Source organism: Azospirillum oryzae (assembly GCF_900177515.1).
GTDB classification, from domain to species: Bacteria; Pseudomonadota; Alphaproteobacteria; order Azospirillales; family Azospirillaceae; genus Azospirillum; species Azospirillum oryzae_A.
Map to the genome: position 1 here is coordinate 1,366,566 of NZ_FXAK01000007.1, position 23,332 is coordinate 1,389,897.

At 67.3% G+C, this 23,332-nt stretch carries 23 protein-coding genes and 3 tRNA genes; 17 read left to right on the forward strand and 9 right to left on the reverse strand.

What is annotated here, in order from left to right; translation table 11 throughout:
- The first annotated feature begins 23 nt into the window (after positions 1 to 23).
- Positions 24 to 296, forward strand: coding sequence for a hypothetical protein (locus tag B9N97_RS18960; protein ID WP_244560784.1), 273 nt, complete (start codon positions 24 to 26; stop codon positions 294 to 296).
- Positions 297 to 302: 6 nt separating this feature from the next.
- Here the strand turns inward: B9N97_RS18960 and B9N97_RS18965 are convergent, their stop codons facing one another.
- A complete protein-coding gene (locus tag B9N97_RS18965; RefSeq protein WP_085089316.1) occupies positions 303 to 815 on the reverse strand; it encodes a MarR family winged helix-turn-helix transcriptional regulator in 513 nt (170 codons plus the stop codon).
- 114 nt (positions 816 to 929) lie between these two features.
- Positions 930 to 1,886, reverse strand: coding sequence for an iron exporter MbfA (mbfA, locus tag B9N97_RS18970; protein ID WP_085089317.1), 957 nt, complete (start codon positions 1,884 to 1,886; stop codon positions 930 to 932).
- A gap of 280 nt (positions 1,887 to 2,166) precedes the next feature.
- Between mbfA and tpiA the strand changes: the two genes are divergently transcribed.
- The 10 genes from tpiA to B9N97_RS19020 all read left to right on the forward strand — a co-directional run bounded on the left by tpiA (position 2,167) and on the right by B9N97_RS19020 (position 13,209).
- A complete protein-coding gene (gene tpiA, locus B9N97_RS18975) occupies positions 2,167 to 2,922 on the forward strand; it encodes a triose-phosphate isomerase (RefSeq protein WP_085089318.1) in 756 nt (251 codons plus the stop codon).
- Between the two features lie 167 nt (positions 2,923 to 3,089).
- Positions 3,090 to 3,413, forward strand: coding sequence for a preprotein translocase subunit SecG (secG, locus tag B9N97_RS18980; protein WP_085089319.1), 324 nt, complete (start codon positions 3,090 to 3,092; stop codon positions 3,411 to 3,413).
- 202 nt (positions 3,414 to 3,615) lie between these two features.
- On the forward strand, positions 3,616 to 5,247 hold the full coding sequence (locus B9N97_RS18985; RefSeq protein WP_085089320.1) for a CTP synthase: 1,632 nt from the start codon (positions 3,616 to 3,618) through the stop codon (positions 5,245 to 5,247).
- A 187-nt stretch (positions 5,248 to 5,434) separates the two neighbouring features.
- Positions 5,435 to 7,264 (forward strand): autotransporter domain-containing protein, encoded by a 1,830-nt coding sequence (locus B9N97_RS18990; RefSeq protein ID WP_143266775.1) that lies wholly within the window; start codon positions 5,435 to 5,437, stop codon positions 7,262 to 7,264.
- A gap of 74 nt (positions 7,265 to 7,338) precedes the next feature.
- Positions 7,339 to 8,034, forward strand: a complete 696-nt coding sequence (locus B9N97_RS18995; RefSeq protein ID WP_085089322.1) for a dienelactone hydrolase family protein — start codon at positions 7,339 to 7,341, stop codon at positions 8,032 to 8,034.
- Between the two features lie 128 nt (positions 8,035 to 8,162).
- Entirely contained in the window at positions 8,163 to 8,990 is an 828-nt protein-coding gene (kdsA, locus tag B9N97_RS19000; RefSeq protein WP_085089323.1) for a 3-deoxy-8-phosphooctulonate synthase, read from the forward strand.
- A 121-nt stretch (positions 8,991 to 9,111) separates the two neighbouring features.
- Positions 9,112 to 9,549: a DUF192 domain-containing protein gene (locus B9N97_RS19005; RefSeq protein WP_244560785.1), complete on the forward strand. Its 438-nt coding sequence runs from the start codon at positions 9,112 to 9,114 to the stop codon at positions 9,547 to 9,549.
- Positions 9,550 to 9,633: 84 nt separating this feature from the next.
- Positions 9,634 to 11,268, forward strand: coding sequence for an efflux RND transporter periplasmic adaptor subunit (locus tag B9N97_RS19010; RefSeq protein ID WP_085089324.1), 1,635 nt, complete (start codon positions 9,634 to 9,636; stop codon positions 11,266 to 11,268).
- A complete protein-coding gene (locus tag B9N97_RS19015) occupies positions 11,258 to 11,980 on the forward strand; it encodes an ABC transporter ATP-binding protein (protein ID WP_280174794.1) in 723 nt (240 codons plus the stop codon). Before B9N97_RS19010 ends, B9N97_RS19015 begins: the two co-directional genes overlap by 11 nt.
- On the forward strand, positions 11,977 to 13,209 hold the full coding sequence (locus tag B9N97_RS19020; protein WP_085089326.1) for an ABC transporter permease: 1,233 nt from the start codon (positions 11,977 to 11,979) through the stop codon (positions 13,207 to 13,209). The genes B9N97_RS19015 and B9N97_RS19020 overlap by 4 nt, the downstream gene beginning before the upstream one ends.
- Here the strand turns inward: B9N97_RS19020 and B9N97_RS19025 are convergent.
- Positions 13,178 to 13,582: a hypothetical protein gene (locus tag B9N97_RS19025; RefSeq protein ID WP_085089327.1), complete on the reverse strand. Its 405-nt coding sequence runs from the start codon at positions 13,580 to 13,582 to the stop codon at positions 13,178 to 13,180. The two genes, B9N97_RS19020 and B9N97_RS19025, sit on opposite strands and share 32 nt — an antisense overlap.
- 155 nt (positions 13,583 to 13,737) lie before the next feature.
- Between B9N97_RS19025 and B9N97_RS19030 the strand changes: the two genes are divergently transcribed.
- From B9N97_RS19030 to B9N97_RS19045, 4 genes are all read left to right on the forward strand, one after another.
- A tRNA-Pro gene (locus tag B9N97_RS19030) sits at positions 13,738 to 13,815 on the forward strand.
- A gap of 77 nt (positions 13,816 to 13,892) precedes the next feature.
- Entirely contained in the window at positions 13,893 to 14,189 is a 297-nt protein-coding gene (locus tag B9N97_RS19035) for an ETC complex I subunit (protein WP_085089328.1), read from the forward strand.
- Between the two features lie 17 nt (positions 14,190 to 14,206).
- Positions 14,207 to 14,283, forward strand: a tRNA-Arg gene (locus B9N97_RS19040).
- Positions 14,284 to 14,637: 354 nt separating this feature from the next.
- On the forward strand, positions 14,638 to 15,024 hold the full coding sequence (locus B9N97_RS19045) for a hypothetical protein (protein WP_085089329.1): 387 nt from the start codon (positions 14,638 to 14,640) through the stop codon (positions 15,022 to 15,024).
- Between the two features lie 18 nt (positions 15,025 to 15,042).
- Here B9N97_RS19045 and B9N97_RS19050 read toward each other — a convergent pair whose 3' ends face one another.
- From B9N97_RS19050 to B9N97_RS19070, 5 genes are all read right to left on the reverse strand, one after another.
- Positions 15,043 to 15,273 carry a hypothetical protein gene (locus B9N97_RS19050; RefSeq protein ID WP_085089330.1) on the reverse strand — a complete coding sequence of 77 codons (231 nt, stop codon included), beginning with the start codon at positions 15,271 to 15,273 and terminating at the stop codon, positions 15,043 to 15,045.
- 162 nt (positions 15,274 to 15,435) lie between these two features.
- Positions 15,436 to 15,511 (reverse strand) — tRNA-Lys (locus tag B9N97_RS19055).
- 141 nt (positions 15,512 to 15,652) lie between these two features.
- Positions 15,653 to 16,216 carry a pantetheine-phosphate adenylyltransferase gene (gene coaD, locus B9N97_RS19060; protein ID WP_085089331.1) on the reverse strand — a complete coding sequence of 188 codons (564 nt, stop codon included), beginning with the start codon at positions 16,214 to 16,216 and terminating at the stop codon, positions 15,653 to 15,655.
- Between the two features lie 23 nt (positions 16,217 to 16,239).
- Positions 16,240 to 19,023 carry a DNA gyrase subunit A gene (gene gyrA / locus B9N97_RS19065; protein WP_143266776.1) on the reverse strand — a complete coding sequence of 928 codons (2,784 nt, stop codon included), beginning with the start codon at positions 19,021 to 19,023 and terminating at the stop codon, positions 16,240 to 16,242.
- A gap of 146 nt (positions 19,024 to 19,169) precedes the next feature.
- Positions 19,170 to 20,528 carry an MATE family efflux transporter gene (locus tag B9N97_RS19070; protein ID WP_085089333.1) on the reverse strand — a complete coding sequence of 453 codons (1,359 nt, stop codon included), beginning with the start codon at positions 20,526 to 20,528 and terminating at the stop codon, positions 19,170 to 19,172.
- A gap of 309 nt (positions 20,529 to 20,837) precedes the next feature.
- On the opposite strand from B9N97_RS19070, the gene B9N97_RS35955 reads away from it, so the two are divergent.
- The gene (locus B9N97_RS35955) at positions 20,838 to 21,023 is read left to right on the forward strand and encodes an entericidin A/B family lipoprotein (protein WP_085089334.1); all 186 of its coding nucleotides are present in this window, start codon (positions 20,838 to 20,840) and stop codon (positions 21,021 to 21,023) included.
- A 39-nt stretch (positions 21,024 to 21,062) separates the two neighbouring features.
- Complete coding sequence (locus B9N97_RS19080) at positions 21,063 to 21,251, forward strand: hypothetical protein (RefSeq protein WP_085089335.1); 189 nt, start codon at positions 21,063 to 21,065, stop codon at positions 21,249 to 21,251.
- A gap of 63 nt (positions 21,252 to 21,314) precedes the next feature.
- Here the strand turns inward: B9N97_RS19080 and B9N97_RS19085 are convergent, their stop codons facing one another.
- Positions 21,315 to 23,300, reverse strand: coding sequence for a lytic transglycosylase domain-containing protein (locus tag B9N97_RS19085; RefSeq protein WP_244560786.1), 1,986 nt, complete (start codon positions 23,298 to 23,300; stop codon positions 21,315 to 21,317).
- Positions 23,301 to 23,332: the final 32 nt, after the last annotated feature.

Consider the following 23,332-nt stretch of genomic DNA (forward strand, 5'->3'; position numbering starts at 1 on the left):
GAGAGACACGAGGAGCGATCACGATGGCTTATGACCACAGGTCCAACGACCCCCGGGACCTGGACGCCCAAGACCTCGCCGACATGACCCGTGCCTTCCTGGCGAAGGGCGGGAATATCGTTCAATGCCCACCGGGCGCTTCCGAAAACGTGGTGTATCGCAAGGGCGGCTTCCGCCGCCGCAATCCGAACGACGCCAAGACGGCCGCCGACAAGCCGGCCGACGGCGCCACCCAATCCGCAAGCGCCGATACTGCGGCCGCGCCGGCGGAAAAGGCCGAATCGAAGGCCGGCTGATCCGAACTAGCGTTTAGTGGCAAGACGGGCAGGGGGAACGGGCGGTGCGAATTTCGCCCGGTCCTCCTCGTCCAGCATGCCCATCATCACCTTGCGGAATCCCTCCACCGCCTCGGCCCCCGCCATGCGATAGGCGCGGGCAATGCGCTGACGCTGCGTCTCCGACAGCTGGCGTTCCAGCTCCACACCCTTTTCCGTCAGCTCCAGCAGCCGTTGCCGCCGGTCGCGGGCGCCGGTCTGCTGGTCGATGAAGCCCTGGCGCACCAACTCGCCCAGCACGCGGGACAGGCTCTGCTTGGTGATCTTCAGGATCGCCAGCAGTTCCGACACGGTGATCTTGGGATAGCGGCCGACGAAGTAGATCACGCGGTGATGCGCGCGGCCGAAGCCGATTTCCGCCAGAATTTCATCCGGTTCGGCGGTGAATTCGCGATAGGCGTAGAAAAGCAGCTCCATCCCGGTACGGAGTTCCTCCTCGCGGAGGAAGAGCTGGTTCACGCCCGCTTTCAGGTCAGCCATGGCAACGCGGTTGGTTCGATTTGTTCTAATTAGGACAGCAAGTCAGACATAAACAATCGTGCGTCCTGTTACAAGAACAAGCTCGTTCCCGCCGGCGGCTTTTCCCGCCATCGCTCAGGCGCTGCCGATCAGGATGCCGGTGGCGAAAACCAGCAGCCCGCCGACCACCACCTGGAAGGCGGCGGACAGCAGCGGCGTGTCCATATAGCGGTTGCGGATCCAGGCGATGATGGCCAGTTCGACCACCACCACGGCGACGGCGATGGCGGTCGCCGTCCAGAAATGCGGGATCAGATAGGGCAGGGCGTGGCCCAACCCGCCCAGCGTGGTCATGGCACCGCACACCAGCCCGCGCAGCCACGGGCTGCCGCGCCCCGTGAGCGATCCGTTGTCGGACAGCGCCTCGGCGAAGCCCATCGAGATGCCGGCGCCGATGGAGGCGGCCAGACCGACCAGAAAGGTCTCGTGGCTGTCCTGGGTGGCGAAGGCGGCGGCGAACAGCGGGGCCAGTGTGGACACCGACCCGTCCATCAGCCCGGCCAGACCCGGCTGCACGACCTGCAGCAGGAAAAGGCGGCGCTCCGATTCGTGTTCGTGCTCCCGAACCTCCGGCGAGACGTATTTCGCCTCCAGCCGCTCCGCCTTGGCCTCGTGCCGCCGCTCCTCCTCGGCGAGATCGCCCAGCAGCTGGCGGATGGCGGCGTCCTGCGACCGCTGGGCGGCGCGGGTGTAGAAGCGCTTGGTCTCCGCCTCCATCAGCTCGGCCTGACGCCGCACGGTGTCGAGGCCCAGCGGCCGGGTCAGCCAGACCGGCTTGCGCTCCACGAACCCCTTCACGTCCTGGCGGCGGATCAGCGGGATGTGGTCGCCGAATCGCGCGCGAAACAGCTCCAGCAGCCGGTGCCGGTGCCCGCTCTCCTCCGACGCCATGGCCCGGAACAGCTTGGCCGTGTCGGGATAATTGTCGGCGAGGGCGTGGGCGAACTCGTCATAGATGCGGCTGTCCTCCTCCTCCAGCGCGATGGCGAGCGCCAGCAGCTCCTTTTCCGTCAGGTCCGAGAAGTTCTTCATGGGGATCAGGCCTTCGCCGCGTCTGGTTGGTGTTTTGCGAATGATGCTATTCCGGAAAGGGGCATCCGCAACATGGCACTTCGTCTGATGTGGCTCCGCCGTGGGTCCGACGGGCCTTCGCCGGGCGGCTGCTACAAGATGTCTCTTATGGCTGTCGGCGGCCGATGTGCCGGTCGGGTGAGTGGAAATTCCGCGGCGGGCTTGCTATGGGCATGGGTCACGAGAGGCCAAGAACGTTCCACAAGTTCCCATATAAAGCCGACACAAGAAGGAAACGACCATGACCGCCAACCGGAAGCTGATCGCCGGAAACTGGAAGATGAACGGGTTGAAGGCCGACGGGCTGGATCTCGCCTCCGACCTCGCCGGTCGGCTGAAGGGCGCCGGGCCGGTCGCTTTCGACATGCTGGTCTGCCCGCCCTTCCCGCTGCTGTTCCCGGTGGGGGAGGCGATCGCCGACAGCCCGCTGGCGCTGGGCGGCCAGGACTGCGCGCCGAAGACCTCCGGCGCCCACACCGGCGACGTGGCGCCGACCATGCTGAAGGACGCCGGCTGCCGCTTCGTCATCCTCGGCCATTCTGAGCGCCGCGCCGACCACGGCGAGAGCGACGCCGTGGTCAACTCCAAGGCGGTGGCCGCCCACAAGGAAGGCCTCGTCGCCATCATCTGCGTCGGCGAGACCGAGGCGCAGCGTGATGCCGGCCAGGCCAACGCCGTGGTGTCGGGCCAGCTCGCCGGCTCCATCCCCGCCGGTGCGAATGCCGAGAACACAGTCATCGCCTATGAGCCGGTCTGGGCCATCGGCACCGGCAAGACCGCGACTCCGGACGACGTGAAGGCGATGCACGCCCATATCCGCGCCGAACTGGACGGCAAGATCGCCGAGTCCGCCAAGGTCCGCATCCTCTATGGCGGCTCGGTCAAGCCGAACAACGCGGCCGAACTGATGGCGGTGGAGAATGTCGATGGTGCGCTGGTCGGCGGCGCGGCCCTGAAGGCCGACGATTTCTGGGCGATCGCCACCGCCTGCCGCTGATACGGCACGTTGGTGTCAGCCATGCCGCCAACGGATATGCCAAAGGTATTTTGGCGCTGGCATATCCCGCGGCGGCGCGGTACAAACAATGGGCGCGCGCCACGGGCCCTTAAGACGGCCTGTGGCGCGCTATTCGATTTTTGGGATGGGCGTGGGGTGAGCATCGCATGGAATCGGTGATTCTGGTCATTCACCTGCTGATCGCCGTCGGGCTGGTCGGCGTGATCCTGATCCAGCGGTCGGAAGGCGGCGGACTCGGCATCGGCGGTGGCACCATGGGCGGCATGATGAGCACCCGTGGCACGGCCAATCTGCTGACGCGGACCACCGGCATTCTGGCGGGCTGCTTCTTCGCCACCAGCATCGTGCTGGCGATCCTGGCCGGCGGTCATTCGCGCCCGGCGTCGATCATCGACACGCTGCCGGCCTCTCCGGCGGCCCCGGCGCAGCCGGCCGCTCCGGCCCAACCCGCGCCGCCGGTGTCCCAGTAACGGGGCAATTCCCAGCGCACGGGTGCGAAGCGGACAGCGAGGCGGCCTCCCCGAAGCCGCCTCTTTCTTTTGAGGGCCGACGACCGCGACGTGAGTTTCGGCGCCGACCCCTCGGGGACATGAAATATCCGCCCCCTACGGGGGCAGGAAACATGCGTCCCCTCCGGGGACATGGAACAGCTCTCAAGCTCTTCGGACGGACATGACTCGCTACATCTTCATCACCGGTGGCGTCGTTTCTTCGCTGGGCAAAGGTCTGGCATCGGCGGCGCTTGGGGCGCTTCTCCAGGCGCGCGGCTACAAGGTGCGGCTGCGCAAGCTGGATCCGTACCTGAACGTCGATCCCGGCACGATGAGCCCCTATCAGCACGGCGAGGTCTTCGTGACCGACGACGGGGCTGAGACGGACCTGGATCTCGGCCATTACGAGCGCTTCACCGGCGTGTCGGCCCGCAAGGGCGACAACATCACCACCGGCCGCATCTATTCCACCGTGATCGCGAAGGAGCGTCGCGGCGATTACCTGGGCGGCACCGTCCAGGTCATTCCGCACATCACCGACGAGATCAAGGAATTCATCCGCGCCGACGCCACCGACGAGGACTTCGTCCTGATCGAGATCGGCGGCACGGTGGGCGATATCGAGTCGCTGCCCTTCCTGGAGGCGATCCGCCAGTTCGGCAACGAGGTCGGGCAGGAGAATGTCCTCTACATCCACCTGACCCTGCTGCCCTACATCCCGACCGCCGGCGAGCTGAAGACGAAGCCGACCCAGCATTCGGTGAAGGAGCTGCTGAGCGTCGGCATCCAGGCAAACATCCTGCTGTGCCGCGCCGACCGCCCGATCCCGGAGAACGAGCGCAAGAAGATCGCGCTGTTCTGCAACATCCGTCCGGAGCGGGTGATCGCGGCGCTCGACGTCGATTCGATCTATCAGGTGCCGATCAGCTACCATGAGGAAGGCTTCGACACCCAGGTCCTGAGCTATTTCGGCCTGCCGACCGACAAGGAGCCGGACCTGTCGCGCTGGACCCGCATCATGGAGCGGGTGCGCAAGCCGCAGGGCGAGGTCACCATCGCGGTGGTCGGCAAGTACATCAGCCTGCTCGACAGCTACAAGTCGCTGGCCGAGGCGCTGACCCACGGCGGCATCGCCAACAACGTCAAGGTCAACCTCGACTGGATCGATTCGGAGATCTTCGAGGACGACGACGCGGCGGTGAAGCGGCTGGAGAATGTCCACGGCATTCTGGTGCCCGGCGGCTTCGGCTCCCGCGGGACCGAAGGCAAGATTCGGGCGGCCCAATTTGCGCGTGAGCGCAAGGTGCCGTATTTCGGCATCTGCTTCGGCATGCAGATGGCGGTGATCGAAGCCGCCCGCAACATGGCGAAGATCGAGGATGCCGGCTCCACCGAACTCGGCAAGCCGGGCAACCCGGTCGTCGGCCTGATGACGGAGTGGATGCGCGGCAACACGCTGGAGCGTCGTGCCGAGGTCGGCGACCTGGGCGGCACCATGCGGCTGGGCGCCTATCCGGCCAAGTTGCTGGAGGGCAGCAAGGTCGCCGAGGTCTACGGCACCACCGACATCTCCGAACGGCACCGTCACCGTTATGAGGTGAACGTGTACTACAAGGAGCGTCTGGAGCGCTGCGGGATGAAGTTCAGCGGCCTGTCGCCGGACGGGGAACTGCCGGAGATCGTCGAGATCCCCGATCATCCCTGGTTCATCGGCGTGCAGTTCCACCCGGAACTGAAGTCCAAGCCGTTCGAGCCGCACCCGCTGTTCACCGCCTTCATCAAGGCGGCCATCGATCAGAGCCGATTGGTCTGAGGAATTTTGGGGGCGACGTCAGACCCCCACGAATTATGCCCGGACACGGAAACGCCCCGCCCTCCAAAGGCGGGGCGTTTTCGTGTCGGGAGCCTTCCCTATACGTCAGCTTCCTTGCGCGTCCGAAAACCTTGTGCGACGATCCGCGGAAAATCGCACAAGCAAACAATCGGATCGGGGAGTGACCATGAATCGCGTCAGGATCGTCGCGCTCGCCACCTGCCTGACCGCGCTCGCCGCGGTGCCGGCCACCGCGGCGGACTATTCCTCCACCATCTTCTTCGGTGACAGCCTGACCGACAGCGGGGCGTTCCAGTCGCTGCTGCCCTTCGGCGGCAAGTTCACCACCAATCCGGGACCGGTGTGGGCGGAGAATCTCGCCGGGGCGCTCGGCACCTCCGCCACCACGGCGGCGCGCGGCGGCACCGACTATGCGGTCGGCGGCGCGCGGGTGAACACGTCGGTCGGCGTCCCGGCGACCGGCCCGACGGCCCTGGCGCCCAGTGTCGCGACCCAGGTCGCCGGCTATCTCGCCTCCACCGGCGGGCGGGCCGATCCGAACGCGCTCTATACCGTCTGGGGCGGCGCCAACGACATCTTTGCCGCGCTCAACAACCCGGCGACGGCCCAGGCGACGGTGACGCAGGCGGCCGGCGATCTGGTGACGCAGGTGGCGAGGCTGCACGCGGCCGGTGCGCGCACCATCCTGGTGCCGACGGTGCCGGATATCGGATCGACCCCGTTCGGGCAGGCGCAGGGCGCGGCGGCGGCGGCGCAGATCACGCAGTTGGTCAGCGGCTATAACCAACTGGTCACGCTGGGGCTGGCGAATGCCGGCGTCTCGGTCATTCCGATCGACACATACTCGCTGCTGCGGGCCGCGGTGGCCAATCCGGCCTCCTTCAGCTTCGCCAATGTGACCGGCACCGCCTGCACCACCAGCAGTTCGCTGCTCTGCACTTCCGCCTCGCTGGTGGCGCCGAACGCGGCGCAGAGTTACCTGTTCGCCGACGGCGTCCACCCGACCACGGCCGGCCATCGCGCGGTGTCGGACTTCGTGCTGAACGCGCTGACCGCCCCGGGCAACGTGGCGCAGCTTGCCGAATCGCCGATTCACACCCGCGACCGGCTGACCGCCACCATCCTGGCCCAAGCGGCGACCAGCCTGTGGAGCCGCAAGCCGGGTACCAGCGGCGCCTGGATCAGCGGCGGAGTCGGCCGGCTGACCAGCGACCGCACCGGCGATCCAGGCATCGGCGGGCAGACGGAGGTGCGCGGCACGCCGCTGTCGGTCAGCGTCGGCATCGACAAGCGATTCACCGAAAACCTGCTGCTCGGCGTGGCCGGCACGGCGTCGCATTACCGCGGCAGCTTCTCCACCGGCGGCGATTACAAGCAGCGGGAGTATGTGCTGAGCGGCTACGGCATCTACCGCATGGGCGGCGCCTTCGTGAACGGGGTCGGGTCCGTCGGCTTCGCCGATTACGACCTGCGGCGCGGCGTGACGATCAACGGAACCGACCATTCCACCGGCGGCAGCACCGAGGGCATCAACGCCTCCATCGGCGCCGAGGGCGGCTATGAGTTCGCCATGGGTGGATTGACCCACGGCCCGGTGCTCGGCCTGCGCTACCAGCATGTCGAGGTCGAGGGCTTCAGCGAGGACAGCAGCCTGTTCGGCTTCACCTATCGCTCGCAGACCCGCAACTCGTTGGTCGGCAGCGTCGGCTATCAGGCCGCCTATGATTTCGGCAGCGTCCTGCCCTATGCCAAGGTGACGCTGAACCGGGAGTTCAAGGACGACCAGCGCAGCATCACGGTCGAAAGCCGCAGCATCTCCACGCTCGCCTATGATGTGGCGGTGGCGAAGCCCGACCGCAGCTATGTCGACCTGACGGCGGGCGCCTCGTTCAAGCTGGCGGAGTCGGTGTCCGGCACGCTGGGCCTGAATGCCCGGCTGGGTGAGGAGAACCGCCGCGACTACGGTGGGTTTGTCGGCGTCAGCGTCGGTTTCTGACGAAAGGCGGGGTGACCGGGGGCAAGTCCGCTCCATATCAGGGGCGGATTTGCCAACGGGAGGATAAGAAAGCCATGTCCGAGGTGATGATCGATGCCGCCGACGGCGGCCGCTTTTCGGCTTATGTCGCCAAGCCCAAGGTGACGCCCGCCGGTGGTCTGGTGGTGATCCAGGAGATCTTCGGCGTCAACGCAGTGATGCGCGAGCAATGCGACTGGTACGCCTCGCAGGGCTTCCTGGCGGTGTGCCCCGACCTGTTCTGGCGCCAGCAGCCGGGCGTGCAACTGACCGACAAGACGCAGGAGGAGTGGAACAAGGCCTTCGCCCTGATGAACGGCATGGACCAGGACAAGGCGGTGGAGGACCTGAAGGCGGCTCTGTCCTGGGTGCGCGGGCAGGACGGCTGCACCGGCAAGGCCGGCAGCGTCGGCTACTGCCTGGGCGGCCGGTTGGCATTCATGATGGCGACGCGGTCGGACGCCGACGCCAATGTGGGCTATTACGGCGTCGGGCTGGAAGGGCTGCTGGGCGAGGCGGGCAAGATCGCCAAGCCGCTGCTTCTGCACATCGCGGAAAACGACAAGTTCTCCAGCCCCGAGAAGCGCGACACGGTGGTGGCCGGGCTGAAGGACAACAGGTGGGTGACCGCCAAGGTCTATCCCGGCATGGACCACGCCTTCGCCCGGCCGGGCGGCGAGCATTACGACCGGGACGCCGCCGACGAGGCCAACCGGCTGACGGTGGAGTTCTTCCGCACGCATCTGTCCTGACATGGGCGCCGTTGACCGGCTTCTGAAATAGTGGGATGCAAGGGTCTTCCGACCCTTGCCCCATCCCCTGCCGGGTGAGTGCGAGAGGGCGGCGCCCTCTCGCCCGTTATTCGTTTTGGAGCACTCCGATGACCACGCCGCGCCCTGTCCAGATCGGCGACCTGACCGTTGCCAACGACCGTCCCTTCGTCCTGATCGCCGGCCCTTGTCAGATGGAAAGCCGCGACCATGCGATGGAGACCGCGTCCGCGCTGGTGGAGATGACCAGGGCGCTCGGCATGGGACTGATCTACAAGTCGAGCTTCGACAAGGCCAACCGCTCCTCGATCACCACCGCGCGCGGCCTGGGCATGGACAAGGCGCTGCCGATCTTCGCGGAAATCCGCGAGCGCTTCGGCTGTCCGGTCATCACCGACGTGCATGAGCAGGCCCAGTGCGCCCCCGTCGCCGAGGCGGTGGACGTGCTGCAGATTCCCGCCTTCCTCTGCCGCCAGACCGACCTGCTGATTGCCGCCGCAGAGACCGGCCGCGCGGTGAACGTCAAGAAGGGGCAGTTCCTGGCGCCGTGGGACATGAAGAACGTCGCGGCCAAGCTGGTCGCCTCGGGCAACGAGCGCGTGATGCTGTGCGAGCGCGGCGCCAGCTTCGGCTACAACACGCTGGTGTCGGACATGCGATCTCTGCCGATCATGGCGGAGACCGGCTTCCCGGTGGTGTTCGACGCCACCCACTCGGTCCAGCAGCCGGGCGGGCAGGGCACCACATCGGGCGGCCAGCGCGAGTTCGTGCCGGTTCTGGCCCGTGCCGCCATCGCGGTCGGCGTCGCCGCCGTCTTCATGGAGACGCACGAGAATCCCGACTGCGCCCCCAGCGACGGCCCGAACATGGTCCCGCTGAAGGACATGCCGGCCCTGCTGGCCAAGCTTCAGGCCTTCGACCGCCTGGCGAAGTCCTAAAAACGCTTAATTTGGCTTGGGAGGCGTGCCGTGCTTCATTGGCGCGCCTCCCGGCTTTTTCGGGCCGGTTCAGCCTTCGGGGACAGTCATGATGGTCGGTCGGAGTTTTCGGGGTGCGGTTGTGGCGCTCCTGCTGCTGGTGGTCGCCCTCCCGGCGATGGCGCTGGAGAGCTTTCAGAAATCCAAGCTGACCGTCGAGACGTCGGGCGGCGGCAAGTTCCGCTTCGACGTCGAATTGGCGCTGACGCCGGGCCAGCAGGCCCAGGGGCTGATGTTCCGTCAGTCGATGCCGGCCGATGCCGGGATGCTGTTCGTCTACGACCGGGTGCAGCCGGCCAGCTTCTGGATGAAGAACACACTGATCCCGCTCGACATGCTGTTCATCGGCGCCGACGGCCGCATCGTGAACATCCATGAGCGCGCGGTTCCGGAATCGCTGGATTCCGTCAATTCCGACGGGCCGGTGAAGGCGATCCTGGAACTGAACGGCGGCATGGCCTCGCGGCTGGGCATCCGCCCCGGCGACCGCGTGGTGTCTCCCGACATCGCCAAGCCCTAAGCCGATAGATGATCCGCCGCCCATGACTTTCGCGTAAACTCGCCCAGATCAATCGCGCGGGCTTGGGTGGCGCGGAGGGCTGGGATGAGCAGGCGGTCGGCGATTTTCCTTGGGCTGGCGCTCAGCGCCGCGGCCGGCCTGTCCGCCTATGTCGTGCTGGCGCGGGCGGAGCCGGGGCCGGCCTATCGCCTTGCGCGGGTCGATCAGGGCCCGCTGGTCAGCGCCATCACCGCCACCGGCACGATGAGCGCGCTGGTGACGGTGGAGGTCAGCTCCCAACTCTCCGGCCAGATCGCGGAGCTGTATGCCGATTTCAACAGCCGGGTCACCAGCGGCCAGATCCTCGCCCGGCTGAACGGCGACCAGCTTGCCGCCCGGCTGGCCCAGGCCGGCGCCGACCTCGAGTCCGCCAAGGCGGCGCTCATCCAGCAACAAGCGCTGCATGACAAGGCGCGGGCCGATCTCGCCAGCGCCAAGGCCAGCGTCGCCAATGCCGACGCGCAGATCATCCGCGCCGACCTCGTCCAGCGTGACGCGGAGCGCGACCTGCGGCGCCGGCGCGACCTGCAGGGCCGCGGCGTGGTCGCCGCCGCCGATCTGGAGAAGGCGGAAACCGCGGCGCACAGCGCGCAAGCCCAGTTGATCGCCTCCCGTGCCCAGAAACGGCAGGCCGAAGCGGCGGAGGCGTCGGCCGAGGCCTCACTGGCCGTCGCCGCCGCCCAGGTGGAGGTCGCCCGCGCCCAGGTCGCCCAACGCGAAGCGGCCCTGCAACTGGTCCGCGTCGACCTCAATCGCTCCGTCATCCGCTCCCCCATCGACGGGGTGGTGGTGAATCGGGCGGTCAGCACCGGCCAGACGGTGGCGGCCAGCCTGTCGGCCCCCACCCTGTTCACCATCGCCCAGGATCTGCGGCAGATGGAGGTGCTGGCCAACATCGACGAGGCCGACATCGGCCGGGTGCGTGAAGGTATGCCGGTGCGCTTCACCGTCAACGCCTTCCCCGGCGACAGCTTCACCGGGCGGGTGGCTCAGGTGCGTTTGGCGCCGAAGGAGGACATGACGGTCGTCACCTACATCGTTGTCATCACGGTGGAGAACCCGGAACTGCGGCTGCTGCCGGGCATGACCGCCAACCTGCGCATCACGGTGGACGAGCGACCCTCCGCGCTGAAGCTGCCCAACGCCGCCCTGCGCTTCCGCCCGCCGGGTGCCGAGGCTTCGGCCGATGCGCCGACACCGACCACCGGCGGCCCCAACGGCGGGCGCGGCGCCGCGGCACTGGAGGCGGCGGCCAAGCGGGTGATGGACGGGCTGATGCTGGATGAAACCAGGCGCCGCGACATCGCGTCCTTGGTCGCCGAGGCCCGCGACCGTTTCGCCGCACTGGATGCCGAGGGTGGTGATCCGGAGCGCCGCCGGGTGGAAGCCAACGCCATCCGCACCGCGGCCCTGGAGCGGATCGCCGGGCTTCTCGCCCCGGAACAGCGCGACCGCTTCGAGGCGCTGGTGGCGCCCGGCCGGGCGGCGGAGGCGATGCGGACGGTCTGGGTGCCCGGTCCGGGAAATGGCGGCCCGGTCGGCATACCGGTGCGGCTCGGCATCGGCGACGGCAGCTATACGGAGGTGGTGTCCGGTGACCTGCGGGCGGGGCAGGAGGTCATCACCGGCATCCTGCCTCCCGACCGCGACACCCGCCGGGGACCGCGCCTTGGCTTCTGATTCGCCGGCACCCGAACCCCTGATCGCGGTCGAACATCTCACGCGCCGCTACCGCATGGGGCCGCAGACCGTCCACGCGCTGGACGACGTGACCGTGACCATCCGCCGGGGTGAGTTCGTGGCGGTGATGGGACCATCCGGGTCCGGCAAATCCACCCTCATGAACCTGCTGGGCTGCCTGGACCGTCCCGATTCCGGTCAGTACCGCCTGGATGGGCAGGAGGTCGCCGGCCTGTCCTCCGACGCGCTGGCGGCGGTGCGGAACCGCAGCATCGGATTCGTCTTCCAGTCCTTCAACCTGCTGCCGCGGCAGACCGCGCTCGACAATGTCATGCTGCCGATGGTCTATGCCGGCGTCAGTCGCGCACAGCGGGTAGAGCGGGCACTGGCAGCCCTCGATTCGGTGGGGCTGTGGGAGCGGGCGCGGCACCGACCGACACAGCTTTCCGGCGGACAGCAGCAGCGGGTGGCCATCGCCCGCGCGCTGGTCAACGATCCGCTGCTGTTGCTGGCGGACGAGCCCACGGGCGCGCTCGACACCGCCACCAGCCTGGAGATCATCGGTCTGTTCCAGCGGCTGAACCGTCGCGGCATCACCATCGTGCTGGTGACGCACGAGCCGGAGGTGGCGCGCTTCGCCGCCCGCGTCCTGCAGTTCCGCGACGGCCGCCTGATCGACGATCTGCGGCAGGAACCGGAGGTCGCGGCATGACCGCCTGGGACGCACTGCGCGCGGCGCTCGAGTCCCTGCGGGCGAACCCGCTGCGCAGCGCGCTGACCATGCTGGGCATCGTCATCGGCGTGGCGGCGGTGATCGCCATGGTCGCGGTGGGCGCCGGCGCCCGCGATCAGGTGCTGCGCCAGATCGCCAGCCTGGGCACCAACCTGATCCTGGTGGGGCAGGGCAGCATCGTGCGTGGCGGGGTGAAGCTGGGCGCGGGCACCGCATCGTCCCTGACGGAAGATGATGCGCTGGCGGTGCTGTCCGAGACCCCCAGCGTGGTGGTGACGGCGCCGTCGGTGCGCTGGGGCCTGCAGATCGTCGCCGGCAACCAGAACTGGGGCACAATTCTGTTCGGCATCACGCCGGACTATATGGACGCCCGCGAATGGACCGTCGCGCTGGGGCGCGGCCTGTCCGACGAGGATGTGGCGCAGGCGACCAAGGTTGTGGTCCTCGGCCAGACGGTGGTGCGCAACCTGTTCGGCGGCGGCGATCCCATCGGCGAGCAGGTGCGGGTGTTCTCCACCCCGCTGACCGTCGTCGGCGTGCTGGCGGAGAAGGGGCAGAACACGCAGGGCCAGGACCAGGACGACGTCATCTTCGTCCCGTTGTCCACCGCCAAACGCAACATTCCGGGCATGGCGAAGAGCAACCCGCGCTTCATCCACAGCATGGCGGTGAAGATGCGCGACGGCGCCGACATGGCCGACGCTCAGGCGCAGATCCGCGACCTGCTGCGCCAGCGCCACCGGCTGATCCCCGGCCAGGACGACGATTTCTGGATGCGCGACCTGTCGGAAGTGTCGGCGACCCGTGACGAATCCTCCCGCGCCCTGTCCTTTCTGCTGGCCGCCGTCGCGGCGGTCTCGCTGCTGGTCGGCGGCATCGGCATCATGAACATCATGCTGGTGTCGGTGACCGAGCGCACGCGGGAGATCGGGCTGCGGCTTGCCATCGGGGCGCGGCGGCGCGACATCCTGGTGCAGTTCCTGATCGAATCGATCACCCTGTCGCTGATCGGCGCCGCGGTCGGAGTGGCGCTGGGCATCGGCACCGCCGTGGCGGTCGCGGCGCTGGCCGGCTGGCCGACGCTGATCCGGATCGATTCGATCGTCCTGGCGGTGGCGGTCAGCGGGCTGGTCGGCGTGTTCTTCGGCCTTTACCCGGCGCGCCGCGCGGCCGGCCTCAACCCCATCGAGGCGCTGCGGCACGAATAGCGGCGAAATCCGCCGCCGCATCGCCCTCCAGCACGACAAGCCGCGCATTGCTGCGGGCCAGCCACAGCGCCAGCCGCCCGACCCATGCCACCTCACGATGTAGGGCGAGCAGCGCCGGCTGCCGTTCCGCCATAACACGGGCCAGGGCCAGGGCCGAGGTCGCGGCATGGCGCTTGGCGAGGTCGATCTGCCCGACGGCCGGGTTCAGCGCCGCGCGCAGCGGTCCCCCGCCCATCGGCGCCACCACATCCACCGCAACACCGGCGCTCAACAAATCATGGGCGAGATCGACCGCCGAGCGGTGGTCCGGCCGGTCCGCGAGGTCTGGCAGAAACATGGCGACGGCAAGCGGGGCGGGGGTGAGCGATGGCAACGAAACGGATCCGGAACGGTGTTGGAGACAGGCTGTTGAGCGACGGAACGCCGCACCAAATGCCCAAGGTGGCAGGCCGGATGGAAAAGACCGCAAAAGCGGTGCGCCGTCCGCTTGCCGTGGGCGTGGCGTTCGTGTATCTCACAACGCGGCGACGGGGCGTAGCGCAGTCTGGTCAGCGCGCCAGTTTTGGGTACTGGAGGCCCCCGGTTCGAATCCGGGCGCCCCGACCATCGCCAGGGGACAACTCTGCGTCCAGGCCATCCGCGCCGGTGACGCAACCGCAGGCATTTGGGGAGACGAGCGAGCCATGAACGTCCGGATCTATCAGCCGAGCAAGACGGCCATGCAATCCGGCCGGGCGAAGACTCACCGCTGGATGCTGGATTACGAGATCGAGACGCCGCGCCGCCCGGAACCGCTGATGGGCTGGACCAGCTCCGGCGACACGCTGAATCAGGTGCGCCTGTCCTTCGAAACGAAGGAAGAGGCCATCGCGTTCGCGGAGCGTGAGGGCTGGAACTACACCGTGCAGGAAGCGCCGGTCCGCCGCATCCGTCCGCGCAACTACGCCGACAATTTCCGCACCGACCGCCCGCGCTTCTGAACGGGAATCCGGGACAGGGCCCCATAGCTCAGTTGGATAGAGCAGCCGCCTTCTAAGCGGCAGGTCGCAGGTTCGAATCCTGCTGGGGTCGCCACCGGAAGCTGGCCGCCGCAGCCCGGCGTGCAAATTCTTTCATCCAAGCGTCTTGCTGTCTTTGCCGACGCTCCGTGTGAATACGGATTCCGGCAATGTCGTGGACCATCCGGTAAGGTCCATCTCGAATATTTCCCTGTCCAATAGCGACCAATGGAGTTTTGGTACAGGCGGGGCTTGGACCTTGAGTCCTGCGATCGACTGGACGGCGAGCCTGGCGGCCTCCGCATCTCGGAAGGTTGTGAGTATCACACGTTAATGACAAATATGGGATCGTGGACAACAGTCCGCCCGTTCGTGGGTTTTTGTAGTCGGAAGTTCGCCGGCTCGGCCCATATCAGGCGGGGATACTGCATTGCCACCGATCAGCGGAAACACCGTCGTCGTTCTGGAACCTGATGCGATCCTGCGCCTGGGCGTGGAAGCCCTGCTGGACTCCTGGGGATGCGAGGTGATTGCCGGAGATGGCGTCGAAGATTTGTTGGCGGCTATCCGCGTCGAGAAAGCGAAGCCGACCTTGTTGCTTCTTCCGCCGGTCGTCGGAGCGGAGACCGGAGACCAGATGGCCGCCCGTTTCGAAGCGGAAGTCGGCTGCGCGCTGCCGTGGATCGGCATCACCGGTGATCTCGGCCTGCTGAAGCGCTGGAGAGCCGGCGAGATCAGAGGCATGCTTCTGGAGATGCCCTGCTCGCCGGAGACGCTTCGCGCGGCGATGGTCAGTGTGCTGCAGGAAAAGTCCTGACCATCGCCGCCGGAACGGCTATTCCGCGACGCGCAGATCCACCTTGCCGCGCCGCTCCTCGGTCCGACGTCCCATGGTGATGTTCTTGGGCGCCCGAACCTCACGGTTCCTCCAGGTCCAGCATTCGCCGGTTTCGTCCTGGAAGCAGACCCAGCAGAGATCATGCTCGGCGCCATAATCGATCAGGAAATGGGCGAGCGCCGGCCCCTTGGGCGTGTCGAGAGGAAGCGGTGGGTTCAGTTGGAGCATGGCGGCCTCATTGCGACTTCGTGGTCGATGAACGTCGCAACACCCATGCTTGCTCCCACGCCGCAATCGTCGCGCTCCAAAAGCGCTGGCACGACCGCTACGACTTATGATGGGAGACTGAGGCCATTGCCGCCGATTGTCATGCTATGTCTTTGGAAAGAATGGTGATCCGGGTGGGATTCGAACCCACGGCCACATGATTAAAAGTCACGTGCTCTACCGACTGAGCTACCGGATCATCCAGCGCGGCGGTGGGAAACTGACCCCCGCCGGAAGTGGGCGCACCATAGAAAGACGCGCCCGAAAGGTCAACCATGGGCTTGATGGGAAATGCAGGATTTTGCCATCAACCCTGTCTATCAAGCCCATGGTTCCGGGATCAGGTCTGGCTGGTCGTCGGCACCGTGCCGTTACCGGCCTCAAGGGCGAAGCGTTCGGCCAGTCGTTCCGCGACACGGGGGGAGACGAAATGGCGGATGTCGCCGCCGAGCCGCCCGATCTCCTTCACGAAACGGGAGGAGATGAACTGGTGCTTCTCCGACGACATCAGGAAGATCGTCTCGACCTTCGGGTTCAGCCGCGCGTTCATGCCCGCCATCTGGAACTCGTATTCGAAGTCCGAGACGGCGCGCAGTCCGCGGATGATGACGCCGGCACCCACCTCCATGGCGAAATGCATCAGCAGATTGTCGAAGGCCCGCACCTCGATGCTGGATCCGCCGGCATTCAGCGCGGCCACATCCTCGCGAACCATGGCGACCCGCTCGTCCGTGGAGTAGAGCGGCCCTTTGCCGGCATTCCGGGCGACGCCGATGATCAGGTGGTCGACCTGACGGGCGGCGCGCTGAATGATGTCCATGTGACCGTTGGTGATCGGATCGAAGGTGCCGGGATAGACACCGATTCGACGACCCTTGCTGGTCTCGGTCTGGCTGGTCGCCATGGGTTCCCCTTTAGGCCCGTCCGTTATTCGTTCGGCGCGGCGGAGCTGCCGGCATCACCGGTGGGCTCGACCGAACCGTTGGCGTCATCGCCGGTCTCGACGCCCACATCCACGCCATTCTCGCCTTCTTCCTCGGCGATGGTGGCGACGGACACCACGCGCTCGTCCGCCCCCACGCGGAACAGCGTGACGCCCAGCGTCTTGCGGCCGGCCACCCGCACGTCGTGCAGCGGCATGCGGATCACCTGGCCGCCGTTGGTGACCATCATCACCTGATGGTTCGATTCGACCGGGAAGGCGGCGACGATGGAGCCGTTGCGCTCGCCCATCTCCATGTTCCAGATGCCCTGGCCCCCGCGTCCGGCGGTGCGATACTCGTAGGACGAGCTGCGCTTGCCATAGCCGCGGTCGGAGACGGTCAGAATATACTGTTCCTTCTGTTTCAGTTCTTCGTATCGCTCCTGCGACAGGGTGACGCTGTCCGTCGGCACGTCGTCAGCCTCCGGCGCGGCCTCGCCCTCCATCTCCAGCCCTTCGTCGCGCTTCATCTTGAAGAAGGCGGCGCGTTCCTCCGGCGTGGCGTCGACATGGGTCAGGATCGACAGCGAGACCACCTCGTCCCCGTCGGCCAGCCTGATGCCGCGCACGCCGGTGGAGGTGCGGCCGGCGAACACGCGCACGTCGTCGACCGGGAAGCGGATGCACTTGCCGCCGCGGGTCGCCAGCAGGACGTCGTGGGTCTCGGAGCAGGTGTGGACGCCGATCAGCCGCTCGCCTTCCTCCTCCAGCTTCATGGCGATCAGGCCGTTGGAGCGGATGTTGGCGAAGTCGGACATGCGGTTGCGGCGCACGTTGCCCTTCGACGTGGCGAAGACGACGTGCAGATCGGACCAGGCGGCCTCGTCCTCCGGCAGCGGCAGGACGGTGGTGATGGTCTCCCCGTCGATCAGCGGCAGCAGGTTGACGAAGGCCTTGCCGCGCGCCTGCGGGTTGCCCAGCGGCAGGCGGTAGACCTTCAGCTTGTAGACCATGCCGCGGTTCGAGAAGAGCAGCAGCGGCGTGTGGGTGTTGGCGACGAACAGGTCGCTGACCGCGTCCTCCGCCTTCATCGACATGCCGGCGCGGCCCTTGCCGCCGCGCTTCTGCGCGCGGTAGGTCGACAGCGGCACCCGCTTCACATAGCCGGACTGGCTGACGGTGACGACCATGTCCTCGCGCTGGATCAGATCCTCGATGTCGGCCTCGAACTCCAGATCCTGGATCTCGGTGCGGCGCGGGTTGCCGAACCGCTCCTTCATCTCCACCAGCTCGTCGCGCAGGATCCCCATCAGCTTCGGCCGGTTGGCGAGCGTGGCGAGGAAGTCGGCGATCTGGTCGGTGACGTCGGTCAGCTCGGCGCCGATCTTGTCGCGCTCCAGCCCGGTCAGGCGGTGCAGGCGCAGGTCGAGGATGGCACGGGCCTGTACTTCCGACAGCCGGTAGGTGCCCTGCTCGCTGACGCCGCGGCCGGGTTCGTCGATCAGCTCGATCAGCGGGCCGACGTCATGAACCGGCCATTCGCGGTTCATGATCTCCTCGCGTGCCCAGACCGGATCGGGGGCGCTGCGGATCAGCTGGATCATCGCGTCCAGGTTGGCGACGGCAACGGCCAGACCGACCAAGGTGTGTGCCCGCTCGCGTGCCTTGCCCAGCAGGAACTCGGTCCGGCGGGTGATGACCTGCTCGCGGAAGCGGATGAAGGCAGTGATGATCTGCAGCAGATTCATCAGCTCCGGACGGCCGCCGTTCAGCGCCAGCATATTGACGCCGAAGGAGGTCTGGAGCTGGGTGTGGCGGAACAGCTGCGCCAGCACGACGTCGGGAACCGCGTCGCGCTTCAGCTCGATCACCACGCGCACGCCGTCGCGGTCGGACTCGTCGCGCAGGTCGGAAATGCCCTCGATGATCTTGTCGTTCACGACCTCGCCGATGCGTTCCATCAGCTTGGCCTTGTTGACCTGATAGGGAATCTCGGTCGCGACGATGGCGGTGCGGTCCTTGCGCACCTCCTCGAAATGGGTCTTGGCGCGCAGGATGACCGAGCCGCGCCCGGTCTGCAGTGCCGCCCGGCTGCCAGACCGGCCGAGGATCAGGCCGCCCGTCGGGAAATCGGGGCCGGGGACATGCTCCATCAGCTCGTCGAGCGTGACGTCGGGATTGTCGATGTAGGCGCAGCAGGCGTCGATCACCTCGCCCAGATTGTGGGTCGGGATGTTGGTCGCCATACCGACGGCGATACCGCCGGCGCCGTTCACCAGCAGGTTCGGGAAGCGGGCCGGGACGACGGTGGGCTCGCGCCCCGAATCGTCGTAGCTGGCCTGGAAGTCGATGGTGTCCTTGTCGATGTCGTCCAGCAGCGCTTCCGCCGCCTTGGCAAGCCGCGCCTCGGTGTAGCGCATCGCCGCGGGCGGATCGCCGTCCATCGAGCCGAAGTTGCCCTGGCCGTCGATCAGCGGCAGGCGCATGGAGAAGTCCTGCGCCATGCGGACCATGGCGTCGTAGATCGCGCTGTCGCCGTGCGGGTGGTATTTACCCATCACGTCGCCGACGATGCGCGCCGACTTCTTATAGGGCTTGGTCGAATCGTACCCGCCCTCCTTCATCGCGTAGAGGATGCGCCGATGCACCGGCTTCAGCCCGTCGCGGACGTCGGGCAGGGCACGGCTCACGATCACGCTCATCGCGTAGTCGAGATACGATTTCCGCATCTCGTCTTCGATGTTGATCGGCGCGATGTCGGAGGCGGGAGGAAGGGGCGTGTTGCTCAAGCGGACACTCATTTTTCGAAGGTGCCGCCGCTTGCGGATCCGCGGCAGTCACTGGCCTTGCGGGCCGAAAGTTTTGCCCAGGAAATATAGCAACTCTCGCAATTGCACACAATGATTCGGGGCCGGAAAGCCCCGCTGCCGGCGGTTCAACGCCGGCTGAGATGTGCGAATCGCAGGGAGAGGATGGTGACCGACACCAGGCTGGCGATGAGAATTCCCTCGAACAGCCCATGGGCGCCGTGGCCGAGGCCGAAGACCAGGAAGGCCGACACCGGAATCATCACCACCGCGTAGGAGAAGAAGTGCAGCGCGGTCGGAACCCAGGCGTCATGCCGGCCGCGCAGGGCGTTCGCCATCACCGTCTGGCCGCCGTCGGCGATCAGGATCCAGGCGGCGAAGGCGATCAGCGGCGCCACCGCTTCCAGCAGTTCCGGGTTGTTGGTGTAGATGGCGCCCAGCGCGTCGGGCAGGCTGCGATAGAGCACGCCGACGCAGGCCAGGATGGCGCTGGTGACGCCGAGGCCGGTCCAGCCGGCCAGCGCCATGTCGCTGCGGTCGCCGCGGCCATAGGCGACGCCCACCCGCACCGCGGTGGCCGACGCCAGCCCGACCGCCGCCATGAAGGGCAGGGCGGTCAGGTTCAGCCCGACCGTATAGGCGCCCAGCGCCAACGGCGAGATCATGCCGGCGAACAGGCCAAGCGCGGCGAAGGCCCCGCTCTCCACCCCGATGCTGAGCCCGGCGGCATAGCCGAGGTGACGCTGGCGCGCGGCACCGCTCCACCAATTGGACACCGGCAGGCGGACCTGCCAGCGTTCATGGTCGTGCATCCACCAGACATAGGCGACCAGCCCCAGCCCCATGAACCAGCGCACGATGGTGGTCGCCCAGGCGGAGCCGACCGCACCCAGCGGCTCCAGCCCGACATGGCCCCACACCAGCGCCCAGGCGAGCGCGGCGTTGACGAGGTTGCCGATCACCATGGCGATCATTCCCGGCAACGGCCGCTTGATGCCCTCCAGGAAGAATCCGGTGGTGATGTAGAGCATCATGCCGGGTGCGCCGAGGCCCAGCACCGCCAGCACATGGGCGCCGCCGGCCGCCATCTCCGGCGTCTGGCCGCCGGCCTGGAACAGCGGATCGCCGAGCAACGAGATCAGCGCGAACAGCAAGCCCAGCAGCAGAGCGTAGGGGACCGACCGACGCCATGCCCGGCCGCACTCCACGTCGCTGCCGGCGCCGAAGGCGTGGGCGGTGATCATCACCGTGCCCATCAGCAGCCCGACGCCGGTTCCGACCATGATGTTGCCCGGCAGGTGGGCCAGCCCGTAATAGGCCAGCTCCTGCGCCGAGAAGCGGCCGACGATGGCGGTGTCGACCGCCATCATCACCATCAGTCCGGCGCGGGAGACGATGACCGGCGCCGCCAGCCGCAGCAGCTCGCCGATGTGGGCGGCAAGACGCGCGCGCAACGGCTCGGGGGCGGGCAGGGTGGCGGTGCTCATGACTGGACCTGTGGCGACGGAGGGATGACGGCGGCCCGTGCCGCGCCGCCGGACCGTAAGGCTTGGCCGGAAAGCGGGCAGACTGCGCAAAAGCCGGTCATCTTGCCCGGTGGGTGTACCGCGTCAAGGATTTCACGCGCCCCGAAAGGACCGTTGCATTCTCTGCATGGCGGCGACGGTCGGCGCGGAACCAAGCCGTCGCAGCCCCGTTGTCAGAAACAGAGACGAACGACACCCAGGCCATCGCCCAGTTCCTTCAATCCAAGTTCCTTCAACCCCAGTCCCCTCACCCCAGACCGGAGAGACACCATGCAGCACGCCAAGAACCGCCGGCAGCGCGCCACCGCCCGCGCCATCCCGTTCCCCGCGCGCGAGGTGGTGATCCTGACCTTCCTGATGGCGCTCGCCGCCATGCTGACCGGCTGCAACACGGTCGAGGGGGCCGGGCAGGACCTCCAGTCCGGCGGCCGGGCGATTGAACGGACGGCCGAGTAAAGCGTTATCCGAGGGACCCACCTTGTCAGGAGTTGCCGCATGAGCGATCCGCAGAAGCCGTCCACCCCCGGCGAAATTCCGCCCCCGTCCAATCCCAATCCGCCGCAGCCCGACCGTCCGACGACCCCCGATCCCTATCCGGTACCGGACAACCCCGGCATCCTGCCCGAAGTCCCGCCGCCGGCCGACGAGCCGATGCCGGGTATGCCGAATCCGACGACGGCGTGATTGGGTGACGGGAATGCGGGAGATCGGTAAGTCCGATCTCCCGCATTCATGCGTACCGCCGCCCTATCGCCGCAAATCCTTGTCCAGGTTCGGCTCCGCCCGGTCGCCGGTCAGGCGGGCGCGATAGACCTGGACGGCCTCCAGCACGCGCTGGACATAGTTGCGGGTTTCGGAGATCGGGATCAGCTCGATCCAGTCGACCACGTCGATGGCTTCCGTGCGCGGGTCGCCGTAGGTCTGCAGCCACTGGCGGACACGATTCGGACCGGCGTTGTATCCGGCGATCGCCAGCACCCAGGAGCCGTTGAAGCGGTCGATCAGCTCGGACAGATAGGCCGATCCCAGCGTGACGTTATAGCCGGGGTCCGACGTCAGCCGCGCGTTGGTGTGTTTCAGCCCCAGCTTGCCCGCCACCAGCTGCGCCGTCGTCGGCATCAGCTGCATCAGGCCGCGCGCACCGGCGGACGACACGATGGTCGGGTTGAAGGTGCTTTCCTGCCGGATGATGCCATGGACCAGCGCCAGCTCCGGCGCCGATGGCCGCGCGTCGATCATCGGATAGCCGGCTTCGACCAGGAAAACGTCGTTCTGGGCGGCGTCCTTCGCGGCGGCGACGGCCAGATCGCGGCGGCCGACTTCGCTCGCCAGCCTCGCGGCCAGAACATAGTCGGCCGGCGTCTTGGCATCCAGGCTGATGCGGCGGACGAAGCCGGTCACCTGATCGGCGGCGTTCCCGCCGATTTCCGACAGCAGGCGGGCGACGCGCACCACCTCGCGCCTGTTGAAGGCGGCAGCCTCGGCGCTGGAGACGGACGGCGGGGTGGGCAGGGTGACCGCACCGCCGGAAACATGGCGGAAGGCCAGCTGACCATAGAAGGTGGTCGGGTAGGTCGCGGCCTTGGCATACCATTCCCGCGCCGGGCCGGTCTGACCCAAGGCCTCCGCCGCGCGGCCGCACCAATAGGCGCCGCGCGCCTTGCTGATCGGCGCGCTGACCGACCGGTACAGCTTGTGGAAATGCGCGAAGGCCTCCGACGGCTTGTCGAGGAAGCGCAGGGCGAGGAAGCCCGACAGGAACTCGGCATCGGCGAAGGCGCCGCCCTCGCTCATGCCGTTCTCGCTGACCAGACGGTAGGCGAGGTTGTAGTCGCCCCGCTCCATCGCACGGCGGGCCAGCAGATGGCGCTCCGACCACCAGGACTGTGGGCGGCCCATGTCGGCGGTGGCCTGGGCGATGATCTCCAGCGCGCCGGCATCGTCGCCCTTGCGCCGCAGGTAGCGGGCGCGGTCGAACATCAGCCCCGGATCGTTCAACAGGCCGGGCGGCACGCGCGCCAAGGCCGCGTCGGCACCGGCGCGGTCGCCGTCCAGCGCCATGCGCGCCTCGATCAGCGTGTCATAGGCCTCGTCGAAGAAGGGCAGCATCCGCCGCACCGGCGCTTCCTGCCGCGCCCACAGCAACCGGTCGATGCGCGCCTTGTGGTCCTGCTGGCGTAAATAAGGCGTGTAGTGGGCGAGGAAGGTTGCCTCCTCGTCGGCGGTGAAGGTGCCGTCGGTCCACTGCTTGCGGATCAGGGTGGTCGCGCGTTCGACGCTGCCGGTCGCGATCAGCGCATCGGCATAGCGGACGAAGCCGTCGTTTGTCAGCGGTGGGTTCTCGCGGAACCACTCCACCACGTCGGCAGGTTGGATGTCCGGCATGGCCATTTCCGCCTGCCGGCGCAGCCCCGCCATGTTCGGCCAGTCCGGATTCTCTCGGATGAAGGCGGCGATGTCGCTGAAGCCGCCGCCGCCCGGGTTGGCCAGCGCGATCCAGCGCAGAACCTTCGCCGGTAACGGATCCTGCGCGCGGGAAGCCGCCGCCAACGCTTCCGCCAGCCGTTCATCATCGGCGAGCTTGAAAGCCTCGCGGTAGATGGCGATGTCCTGCGGGCTCAGCGCCGCGGCGGGAAGGGCGCCGGGAAGTGCAGCGAAAAGGGTGAGGAGACCCGCGAAAACAGAGATCCGGGCGCTCTTGCCGAGGGCGGCGGGGAGGGATAATGTGCGCAACTCTTTTTTCCAGCTAAGCCGACTGAGGAGGC

What these genes read in the sequence shown, in the direction of transcription:
- coaD (WP_085089331.1), bottom strand. Translation starts at nt 16,216, where the DNA reads ATGGCGACCAGCCAGACCGAGACCAGCAAGGGTCGTCGAATCGGTGTC.
- B9N97_RS19080 (WP_085089335.1), top strand. Translation starts at nt 21,063, where the DNA reads ATGAGCGATCCGCAGAAGCCGTCCACCCCCGGCGAAATTCCGCCCCCG.
- B9N97_RS19035 (WP_085089328.1), top strand. Translation starts at nt 13,893, where the DNA reads ATGAACGTCCGGATCTATCAGCCGAGCAAGACGGCCATGCAATCCGGC.
- tpiA (WP_085089318.1), top strand. Translation starts at nt 2,167, where the DNA reads ATGACCGCCAACCGGAAGCTGATCGCCGGAAACTGGAAGATGAACGGG.
- B9N97_RS18990 (WP_143266775.1), top strand. Translation starts at nt 5,435, where the DNA reads ATGAATCGCGTCAGGATCGTCGCGCTCGCCACCTGCCTGACCGCGCTC.
- B9N97_RS35955 (WP_085089334.1), top strand. Translation starts at nt 20,838, where the DNA reads ATGCAGCACGCCAAGAACCGCCGGCAGCGCGCCACCGCCCGCGCCATC.
- secG (WP_085089319.1), top strand. Translation starts at nt 3,090, where the DNA reads ATGGAATCGGTGATTCTGGTCATTCACCTGCTGATCGCCGTCGGGCTG.
- B9N97_RS19050 (WP_085089330.1), bottom strand. Translation starts at nt 15,273, where the DNA reads ATGCTCCAACTGAACCCACCGCTTCCTCTCGACACGCCCAAGGGGCCG.
- B9N97_RS18960 (WP_244560784.1), top strand. Translation starts at nt 24, where the DNA reads ATGGCTTATGACCACAGGTCCAACGACCCCCGGGACCTGGACGCCCAA.
- B9N97_RS19010 (WP_085089324.1), top strand. Translation starts at nt 9,634, where the DNA reads ATGAGCAGGCGGTCGGCGATTTTCCTTGGGCTGGCGCTCAGCGCCGCG.
- B9N97_RS19020 (WP_085089326.1), top strand. Translation starts at nt 11,977, where the DNA reads ATGACCGCCTGGGACGCACTGCGCGCGGCGCTCGAGTCCCTGCGGGCG.
- B9N97_RS19070 (WP_085089333.1), bottom strand. Translation starts at nt 20,528, where the DNA reads ATGAGCACCGCCACCCTGCCCGCCCCCGAGCCGTTGCGCGCGCGTCTT.
- mbfA (WP_085089317.1), bottom strand. Translation starts at nt 1,886, where the DNA reads ATGAAGAACTTCTCGGACCTGACGGAAAAGGAGCTGCTGGCGCTCGCC.
- kdsA (WP_085089323.1), top strand. Translation starts at nt 8,163, where the DNA reads ATGACCACGCCGCGCCCTGTCCAGATCGGCGACCTGACCGTTGCCAAC.
- B9N97_RS18965 (WP_085089316.1), bottom strand. Translation starts at nt 815, where the DNA reads ATGGCTGACCTGAAAGCGGGCGTGAACCAGCTCTTCCTCCGCGAGGAG.
- B9N97_RS18985 (WP_085089320.1), top strand. Translation starts at nt 3,616, where the DNA reads ATGACTCGCTACATCTTCATCACCGGTGGCGTCGTTTCTTCGCTGGGC.
- B9N97_RS18995 (WP_085089322.1), top strand. Translation starts at nt 7,339, where the DNA reads ATGTCCGAGGTGATGATCGATGCCGCCGACGGCGGCCGCTTTTCGGCT.